The organism is Flavobacterium sp. J27, assembly GCF_004303025.1.
In the GTDB taxonomy this organism is placed as follows: domain Bacteria; phylum Bacteroidota; class Bacteroidia; order Flavobacteriales; family Flavobacteriaceae; genus Flavobacterium.
On the sequence record NZ_PJQW01000029.1, the window covers coordinates 1 to 2,267 of the forward strand.

Below are 2,267 nucleotides of genomic sequence, written 5' to 3' on the forward strand. Positions count from 1 at the left end.
ACGAATTTTATTCTTCTTCTAATAGTGTAAATTATCCTTATTTAGAGATTAAACGTTTACCTACAAATTATTTAGTAAAGAAGATAACTAATACAGCGGAAGGCATTACCAGATATCAAGATTTTAGGTATCATGGATTGCAAATGCATTTACATGGATTAGGAAGTATTGGTTTTAAAAAGACAGCTAGAAGTGAATGGTATCAAAACCCAACAGATAAACGTATTTGGGCAGTAACTGAAAACAGATACGATTGGAGAGGAGCACCAGAGAGAGTTTATAATCAGTTAGTAGATAATGGTAGTGCTTTTTCATTTGTTTCTTCAGGTAATCCGTTAGGTATTGTAAATAGTTCAAAGAATTCTTATCAAGGATATACTCAAAATAATAGCTATTATTTGTTTTTAATAAATAAAGAAAGTACAGATTACATTACTGGTGTTACTAATAAAATAGAATATAATTATGATTATACGTATTTATTACCGACTACAGTAACTACTAAAAATTATACGACTAATCCAGCTAATCCAGATGCAACTAAAGTTGTAACAACAGTTTTTGGTAATAACCCAAATGGAACGGGTTCAGATTACCATATTGGAAGACCTTTAGAGATGAGTACAAGCACATCTGCTTATGGTGGTTTATTTACTTCTAAAGAAAATTTTAGTTATACTAATAATAAACTGGTTCAAGTAAAGAAAAAAGGGAATAGTGATGCTGATAGCAATAATTATTTAGTAGAAGATTATGAATATAACGCTGTTGGTAATTTAACTAAAAAAACGATACGAACAACTGGTTATCAAGCTCCTGTTGCTCTTGTCGCACCTAGAGTGGTTGAATATACCTATGATACTACAGAGCGTTTTGTAAAAACCACTAAAGATATTGAAGGCTTAGTGACTACCAATGTGTCCTATCACCCAGTATACGGTTTGGTTACAGAAGTAAAATCACCTTATGATTTAACGAGTAAGACAACTTATGATAATTGGGGTAAGGTGGTTAAAATAACCGATTATTTAAATAAAAATATAAATATCAGTTACGCTAAACAAAGTAATGAGTATATAGTTACTAAAAATGGAGATGATGGAAGTAGTAGCATAGAGATTAACGATGCCTTAGGAAGAATTAAGAAAAAGGGAGCCAAATTAATAGATGGTACTTGGTCTTATACAAGTGTAGAATACGATAGTAAAGGAAGAAAATATAGAGAAAGTGAACCATATATAAGTACACCTTCTTTATGGACGGTATCTTCTTATGATGATTATAATCGATTAGTAAGTACAGTAGCACCTACTGGTTTAACAACGACTCTTACATATTCAGGTTTAACGGTTACGGCTTCAGATGGTACAAAGACAACTAGTTCAACTAAAAATGCAAACGGACATGTGGTATCTTCTTCTGATAATGGAGGGGTAATCAATTTTAAATATTATGCAAATGGTAATTTAAAAGAGTCCGACTATGGTGGGTCAAAAGTTCAGATGGAATATGATGAATGGGGAAGACGTACAAAATTAACAGACCCTTCAGCAGGAACTTATGAATACAAACAAAATGTTTTAGGAGAGAGTTATTATGAAAGTACACCAAATGGTGTTACCAGAATGACCTACGATGAATTTGGTAAAATTACCGAAAAGACTATTAAGGGATTAAATACAAACTCTAAAGAAACCTTTACTTATTATCCTACAAATAAACTATTAAAGTATAGTAAATTTGAAGATTTTATTAATGGTACGTATGACGAATATAGTTATGAATATGATACCTATATGCGTTTATGGAGAACTACTGAGAATCGCTTTTTTGCTTTTTACCAAAGAGCAACGTTGTATGATGATTTTGGAAGACCAGAGAGTGAATTCTATAACATGATTAATACTTCAAATAGTAAACAATCTATAAAATGGTTTAGAAATACTTATAAAAATGGTTATCATTGGCAGGTGTTAGATAGTGATTCGAATCATGTTTTATGGCAAACCAATGCAGTTAATGTAAGAGGACAGTTAACAAGTGCTAACTATGGTAACAATTTGGCACTATCAAATACATATGATACCTATGGCTATATCCAAAATGCAAAGGTTTCAATGGTTGCAAGTCCATACTCAGATGTTTTAAATTTACAAACTACATTTGAGCCCCAACGAGGGAATTTGACTTCAAGAACCAATAGTTTGTTTAACTGGACGGAGAATTTTCAATACGACAATCAAGACCGCTTAACACATTATACGAAT

1 protein-coding gene is annotated in these 2,267 nt (G+C 31.7%); it reads left to right on the plus strand.

The features are described 5' to 3' along the window. Positions 1-2,267: RHS repeat domain-containing protein (locus tag CX675_RS19605; protein WP_130736953.1), on the plus strand; the 2,267-nt coding region annotated here is incomplete at both ends.